The sequence below is a fragment of the Cuspidothrix issatschenkoi CHARLIE-1 genome, from assembly GCF_002934005.1.
Classification (GTDB): domain Bacteria; phylum Cyanobacteriota; class Cyanobacteriia; order Cyanobacteriales; family Nostocaceae; genus Cuspidothrix; species Cuspidothrix issatschenkoi.
Window position 1 is genome coordinate 55267 of sequence record NZ_PGEM01000001.1, and the last position, 7871, is coordinate 63137.

4 protein-coding genes, 2 tRNA genes and 1 other RNA gene are annotated in these 7871 nt (G+C 39.0%); 6 read left to right on the forward strand and 1 reads right to left on the reverse strand.

The window, feature by feature from the left end; all coding sequences use genetic code 11:
- Positions 1–60: 60 nt before the first annotated feature.
- Positions 61–132: transfer RNA gene (locus CUN59_RS00065), tRNA-Gly, on the reverse strand.
- A 540-nt stretch (positions 133–672) separates the two neighbouring features.
- On the opposite strand from CUN59_RS00065, the gene CUN59_RS00070 reads away from it, so the two are divergent.
- The 6 genes from CUN59_RS00070 (at position 673) to ssrA (ending at position 7510) form a co-directional block, all read left to right on the forward strand.
- The gene (locus CUN59_RS00070; protein ID WP_104385920.1) at positions 673–2115 is read left to right on the forward strand and encodes a TM0106 family RecB-like putative nuclease; all 1443 of its coding nucleotides are present in this window, start codon (positions 673–675) and stop codon (positions 2113–2115) included.
- Between the two features lie 99 nt (positions 2116–2214).
- On the forward strand, positions 2215–3399 hold the full coding sequence (locus CUN59_RS00075) for an esterase-like activity of phytase family protein (protein ID WP_104385921.1): 1185 nt from the start codon (positions 2215–2217) through the stop codon (positions 3397–3399).
- Between the two features lie 313 nt (positions 3400–3712).
- On the forward strand, positions 3713–5182 hold the full coding sequence (locus CUN59_RS00080) for a serine/threonine protein kinase (RefSeq protein ID WP_104385922.1): 1470 nt from the start codon (positions 3713–3715) through the stop codon (positions 5180–5182).
- A 180-nt stretch (positions 5183–5362) separates the two neighbouring features.
- A tRNA-Asp gene (locus CUN59_RS00085) sits at positions 5363–5436 on the forward strand.
- Positions 5437–5535: 99 nt separating this feature from the next.
- Positions 5536–6972 carry a glutamate--tRNA ligase gene (gene gltX, locus CUN59_RS00090; protein WP_104385923.1) on the forward strand — a complete coding sequence of 479 codons (1437 nt, stop codon included), beginning with the start codon at positions 5536–5538 and terminating at the stop codon, positions 6970–6972.
- Positions 6973–7119: 147 nt separating this feature from the next.
- Positions 7120–7510: a transfer-messenger RNA gene (gene ssrA, locus CUN59_RS00095) on the forward strand.
- Positions 7511–7871: the final 361 nt, after the last annotated feature.

Sequence of the window (7871 nt, forward strand, 5' to 3'; positions counted from 1 at the left end):
TAATTTCTGGAGATAAAACTTGAGAAACCACTGAATTCAATCATAAACATAAACACCAAAAGCGGGCGATGGGACTCGAACCCACGACGTTCACCATGGGAAGATGACATTCTACCACTGAATTACGCCCGCATATTGCACCATTATACCATAACTGAGCAAATAATAAACAAGGGTAATCAAAAATTACGAATTACATCTGACTATTGGGGTTAGTTCGTTTAAGTTAGACAAAATTTAAGAAAATCATGTAAGCTAGGAAAGCAAGTGTTTATGATGGTCGAGTACATATCACCATTAATAAATATTCAAGTTTTTACAGTGCTAACAAAAAACCAGGAAAGTAGGTGAACCGAAAAATTTAAAGGTATGTGAAGAAAAGTAAAATCGCCCAAAACTGATCTGGTGTCGATAGCAAAGCGTGGCTTTTAGCCATAGTGTTCCCTTGCCCTAACGACAATTTTTAACGCCAACCTACTAATATATTAAACATATAGTTTGAGTAGTTTGAGAATACCGTATGTTCAACACCGCTGAAATTATAATTGATACTTTTGTCAGTCAAGTTTGAGAGGGATACAGCGGTATGAACGATTGCTATAACTAAAATACTTACGTTTTTACTTTAGTCAGAACTGTAACCTATCACCTGTCACCTATTCCCTGAAAAGGATGTTAATTAATGCTCACGTTTTACTACAATTTCAACGCTGTCAGCGACGATCTTTTTTAGATGTTCATGGAGATTACCGTCAGAGAGAAAGTTCTAACGAGTTAGTGCTGAAGGTACAACAGGATAAAAGTATTCACCATCAGCGCATAGTGAGCAAATTAGGTTACTATGAACCCGATTATTCTGCGGGTAATTGGCCAGCAGGTGCAGCAGCAACTTTAGAATTGATGCAGCGAGGTGTAAGTTATATTCATCATGGCGTACTCTTAACTACATATCGTGATCAATATACCTTACTAAGTCGTCCCGATTTACTGGTTAAACAACCGGGAATATCCTGTTTTGGTAACTGGAATTATGTACCAGTAAATATTGAATTGGGTAAACGTCCTAAACAAGAATATCAGGTAATTATTGCTTTTCATGCCCATGTTTTAGCCGCAGTTCAAAATGTGATTCTCAATAAAGCGGGTTTGATATTAAGGAATAAAGATAAAACTTATGTGGTTGATTTAGATAAATTGACACCACAAATGTTAGATATTTTAGAGGAATATATTCAAGTTATTGAGTCAGATACAGCACCAGAACTTTTTATTTCCCGCCAAAAATGTAATCTTTGTCCCTGGTATAATTCTTGTTATGCGATCGCTCAATCTCAACAACACCTTTCTCTATTACCAGGTGTCACACCTATCCGCTATACCCAACTGCAAAACCTCGCTATCAACTCTCTAGAAACTCTGGTACAAACCCATCCCAGCAACCTAGCACGTCTCACCGGATTTGATAGTAATATTGCTACTAAATTAGTTGTCCAAGCTCAAGCTGTATTTACCCAACAACCATTAATTTTATCCAACTCCCTCTCTGCTGAATATCTCACATTTACAGCCCCTATTGAACTTTATTTTGATATCGAAGCCCAGCCAGATTTAAACTTAAATTATCTTTTAGGGGTATTAGTTGTAGATAGAGTTGCCAACACTGAAGAATTTTATTCTTTTTTAGCCGAAACACCAGAACAAGAACGATTTATTTGGCAACAATTTCTCGATTTAGTTAATCAATATCCCCAGGCGCCAATTTATCATTTTTGTGCTTATGAAGTAGATACAGTTCAAAGATTGGCTAAACTATATCGCACACCATATTCCCATATTCATCCAGTTTTGAATCGGTTTATAGATATATATGAGCAACTAATTCAAAATGTAGCCTTACCCATAGATAGTTATGCCTTAAAAACCATTGCCAGATGGATCGGTTTTGAATGGCGTGATCAAGAAGCTAATGGAGCTAAATGTATTTACTGGTATGATAAATGGTTAGAAACAGGCGATCGCACCTTATTAGCTGTCATCCAGCGATACAACGAAGATGACTGTCGCGCCACCCGTACCGTCAAAGATTGGTTAGTTAACTTTTTTGCCCGGCTATAAAAATATGGCATTTTCCTTATAAAACTTCCATAGAGACCTTTGCCCTGTACAGACGTTTCGCCGAAACGTCTCTACTAACCCCCGATTTGGTAATTCTATATGCTACGTCTTCCCAAACTCCGCAAATTCTTACTAATTCTACTCTTTACCCTGCCACTGATTATCATTGGCCTATTCTTCAGTAATTTTGCTTCCGCCTCTGTCATCATCACCAATGTAGAATTTATTGGACAAGCAACCCTACCCACGGGCTTATCTTTCCAAAATACAGAACTGGGCGGTTTATCGGGTATTACCTATGATGCCAAAAACAACCTATATTATGCCATCTCCGATGATCGGGGCGAAAAAGCACCAGCGCGGTTTTATACCTTAAAAATAGACCTCAGCAAAGGCAAATTAACCAATAAAGATGTTATCCCCGTCGGTGTCACCAACTTATTAAATGCTAATAATCAGCCATTTGCCCCCACTACCACCGATACAGAAGGAATAGCTCTCACCAATCAAGATACCATTTTCGTTCCTTCCGAAGGCGATACAGACAAACTCATCAACCCCTTTATTCAAGAATTTGCCCTAGCTTCTGGGAAAACCATTAGCACCCTAACCATACCAGATAGATATTTACCAGATCCCCAAAAGCAAAAAGGAATTAGGAATAACTTATCTTTTGAAAGTCTTACCATCACACCTAATCAGAAATTTCTATTTACAGCCACCGAAAACGCCTTAATTCAAGATGGTACAGCAGCGAAACCCGGAGTTGGTAGCCCTTGCCGGATTCTAGAATATAATCTATTAACCAAGCAACCAGAACAGGAATTTCTGTACCAAACACAACCCGTTACACCCTTGTTTAATCCTACTGGTAAGTTTGCCAGTGGCTTACCGGATCTCCTTGCCTTGGATAACGAAGGACACTTTTTGAGTATAGAAAGAAGTTTTACAGGTTTAGGCTTTACAGTATTTCTCTTTCAGGTTGATCTAGACGATGCCACCAATATCCGTAACCTTGACAGCATCGCCAAAGGGGATATCAGTAAAATTAAGCCCGTAAAGAAAAAACTCCTCCTAGATTTACGAACCTTAGATGTATCATTGGATAATATTGAAGGCTTAACCTGGGGTGCGAAACTGTCCGACGGACAACCATCATTAATTCTCATCAGCGATAATAATTTCAACAGGTTACAACAAACCCAAATTCTGGCTTTTAAACTAAAAATAGAATCACCCCTGACTAGATTATTACGTCGCCTGAGAATACCGAATATTCCATAAAGATTGCCCCATTAACGTATATAATAAATATCTGCTAAAAATTATCCTAGGGGCAATTCATGAATTGTCCCTGCAAGGGTTTGGTGGTTATGCACATTTAATTACCACCAGATGTCTAAATATATAGAATCTATAGGTGAAACGGACTTCCCATTAAATTTAGAGTCAGGATTCAGGATATACAAAACTTGATATAGGAGGGAACAGGGAACAATATTGATCTTTACTTCTGCCTCCTGATAGCGCGGCGTAGTGTTAGCCATACTCCTGAATTTTGTCATATTTAGCCATTTTGACGTTCGAGGTTATCAAAGTGAACAATAGCCCATACCAAGCTCCATTAAATCAGGAGTTGGTGGCCAACCGTTATCAAATCAAGAGATTAATTGACCAAGGTGCAATGGGTGAGGTATTTCTAGCAGAGGATATGTTTCTAGGAGGAACACCAGTTGCCATTAAGTTTTTATCCCAAACTGTTACTGATCCTCAAATGCAAGAAAGCTTTAATCGTGAAGCTCTTCTGAGTGCAGCTTTAAGCCAAAAAAGTATTCATATAGTCCGTGCTTATAATTATGGTGTCACTAGCGATGGTAATCCATATTATGTCATGGAATATTTATCTGGAAAAAGTTTAAAGGAATTAATTCCCCTACCATTACCACTATTTCTCAATTTGTCTAGACAAATTTGTTTAGGTTTACAATCTGCTCATCAAGGTGTGAATATTGATGGCGAAATTTATCCATTGGTGCATAGAGATATTAAACCAGCTAATATTATCGTGATTCCAGATCCTATCTTGGGTAAATTAGCCAAAATTTTGGATTTTGGGATTGCTAAATTCCTCGGTAATACACCTGTAATTACTGCTAGTCAAGGTTTTCATGGCACTTTACCATACTGTTCTCCTGAACAATTAGATGGCGGTCATTTAGATAGTCGCTCAGATATTTATAGTCTGGGTGTGATGATGTTTGAAATGCTAACAGGACAAAAACCTTGGCAACCAGAAACAGATATATTTGGTGCTTGGTATCGAGTGCATTTATTTGAAAAGCCTAAAAATATTCTTGATGTTAATCCGCATTTAAAAATTCCTAAAGAGCTAAATGATTTAATTATGAATTGTTTGGCCAAAAAGCCAGATCAACGTCCCCAAAATATGGCAGAAATTCTCCAGATTTTGGATAAAATAACAGAAGCATATCAAGTATCATTACATTCAATTGCGAGAAAACCTGAAGTACCACAAATAATCCCTCGACCTCAAGAAAAATTCATTTGGCCTCAAAGTAAACCCATTCAAGAGATTGTATTTCCACAACTGATTAAAGAAGAAACAACATATACAACTTCTTTGTGGTTAATGTTGCCACAATCAGAAATTGAAACCTATGCCTATACTACTCGTTGCACGCGCTTTGTTTTTATTACACATCCCCATCCCATGTTGTTATGGATTACATTACTTTATGATCGGGATTTGACCCCTAAATGGTTACCGTGTTATTTGGATATGAAAAATGCCCAAAATCTTAAATTGGCTTGGACATTGGCGGAAACTGAAAGCTATTCTTTGCTGTTTTTTAGCCTAGAACCCCCCCATCACTGCGCTAATATGTTGAGTGTCGCGATCGCTCCTCCCCAAACACAAAACCTGAAAACCTGGATACAACAAAGCCAAAAAATCATCCCATCGGGTCAGTCTACCATCAGCAAAAACTGGTTAAAGGAGCAATACAAGCAAATACAAGCAAAAATAATCAAACAATTGCAAACGTAGTTTAAAGAAACTAGGACTTACGCAAGATGTAACTGCAACCCTGATTATTTTGTAGGGGTAATTCATGAATTACCCCTACTTTCGTTCTATTTTGCGTAAGTCCTGGAAACAAAAAAAATTTTTCTCAAACTACTTGACAAATGTAAAAAGAGGCGACATACTAAATAGAGTGCAACTTAAGGGACTGTAGTTCAATTGGTTAGAGCACCGCCCTGTCACGGCGGAAGTTGCGGGTTCGAGCCCCGTCAGTCCCGTTCTAAAATGCTGAATCTAAAATATTGAACCGGGAAAACAGGCTCATAGCTCTTATGATCAGTATGTGTAATTGTGATTGATAAAAGAGAGAATCAACTGTGACCGTCAGAGTCCGTATAGCTCCGAGTCCTACCGGAAACCTACATATTGGTACAGCTAGAACTGCTGTATTTAATTATCTGTTTGCCCGCCACCATGATGGCAAGTTTATTTTAAGAATTGAAGATACAGATTTAGAGCGATCGCGTCCAGAATACACAGATAATATTCTTGTTGGACTACGCTGGTTAGGATTGAATTGGGATGAGGGTCCATTTTTCCAATCTCAACGCCTCCATCTTTACAAAGAAGCAGTGCAAAAATTACTCGATCAAGGTTTAGCTTATCGCTGCTACACCACATCTGAAGAATTAGATGGTTTGAGGGAAGCACAAAAAGCCAGGGGAGAAGCACCCCGCTATGATAACCGTCACCGTCATCTGACCCCAGAACAAAGGGCAGAATTTGAAGCTCAAGGGCGTTCTTCTGTGATTCGTTTCCGCATAGAAGATGATCGGGAAATTATCTGGAATGACTTAGTGCGGGGTAAAATGAGTTGGCGCGGTAGCGATTTGGGTGGTGATATGGTCATTGCTCGCGCTGCTAGTGATGGTACTGGTCAACCACTCTATAATTTTGTGGTCGTAGTGGATGACATTGATATGCAAATTAGTCATGTCATTCGCGGTGAAGACCATATTGCCAATACGGCTAAACAAATTTTGCTGTATGAAGCTTTTGGGGCAAAAATTCCCGAATTTGCCCATACACCCTTAATTTTAAATCAAGAAGGACGGAAATTATCCAAGCGTGATGGTGTAACTTCCATTTGTGACTTTCAGGAAATGGGCTTTACTGCGGAAGCTTTAGTCAATTATATGACTTTACTGGGTTGGTCGCCTGTGGATTCTACTCAGGAAATATTCAATTTAGAATCAGCAGCTAAGGATTTTGGCTTTGAACGGGTAAATAAAGCTGGTGCTAAATTTGACTGGGATAAATTGGACTGGTTGAATAGTCAATATCTCCATAGTATGCCAGTTGATAAGCTGACAGATTTGTTAATTCCTTACTGGGAAAAAGCTGGTTATCCGTTTACCCAGGGTAGAGAACGTCCCTGGTTAGAACAGGTAACAGGTTTAATTGCTGCTAGTTTAACTCGGTTAGTGGATGCGGTGGAGATGACTAAAGTATTTTTTACCCCAGGGGTAGAATTGACTGAGGAAGGCAGTCAACAGCTACAGCAAGAAGGGGTGAAAACTGTTCTGCAAGCAATTATTACAGCTTTGGAAAGTCAGTCAGAGTTAACTGCCGATGTTGCACAAAATATTATTAAGCAGGTTGTGAAATCAGAAAATGTGAAAAAAGGCTTAGTAATGCGATCGCTCAGAGTCGCACTCACGGGAGATGTTCATGGTCCAGATTTAATTCAATCTTGGTTATTACTCAATCAGATTGGTTTAGATAAAGCTCGTTTACATCAGGCAATTAGCTAGGATTTACACACAATACGTTTTCAAACCTGATCATTTCGTAGTGAGGACTTGAGTTCTCAAATGAGGAATAAATTCCTCACTACAAACTTTGTACAACAATTTGATTGTCAATTAGCAAAATTGCGTACTATAATAGAAGTAAGACATGGGGCTTTAACGGTTTCGACAGGTTGGCGAACACTGCTCTGTGATTCAGGTCGAGAGCGAGTCATCTCTCGGAAATCAAAGACTCGAAAAAAAAGTAAATGCGAACAATATCGTAAAATTTGCTCGTAAGGACGCTCTAGTAGCTGCCTAATAGCCTCTTATAGGTCCGAGCGTCTCTAGTTTGACTCCGTTAAGGACTAGAGACCTAACCCCAACGGATGCTCCACTCTTGCGTTCTCTGGTTGGCTTGGTGGCTAAGATTAAATCAGAGCATCCTACGTTCGGGACAATGAACGATTCCCGCCTTGAGGGTCAGAAAGGCTAAACCTGTGAACGAGTGGAGGGTTAATACCCAATTTGGACATGGGTTCAACTCCCATAAGCTCCATTTTATATAATTCTTGATCCCGCTAAACATTTATATATGTTGGCGGGATTTTTGATTTATACATAAATAGGGTTTGCTGAATAAAGCTATAACCGTTTATTAATAGGGATTTCGCGGATTTTAAGAACAAGTAAGTGCAAGGTTTTGGCAAATGGAGTCTCAAAACAGTTGCATTTTTCCTTGTCGGGTCGAGTCAGACATGAAAAATTAAGGATATCCAGATAGTTGAAACTGTTCCCTGCGATGCACTGAGCTTGTCGAAGTGTTCCCTATTCCCTATTCCCTATTCCCTATTCCCTATTCCCTATTCCCTATTCCCTGTTCCCTATTCCCTATTCCCTCTCCTCACAGACAACTTTTTCAG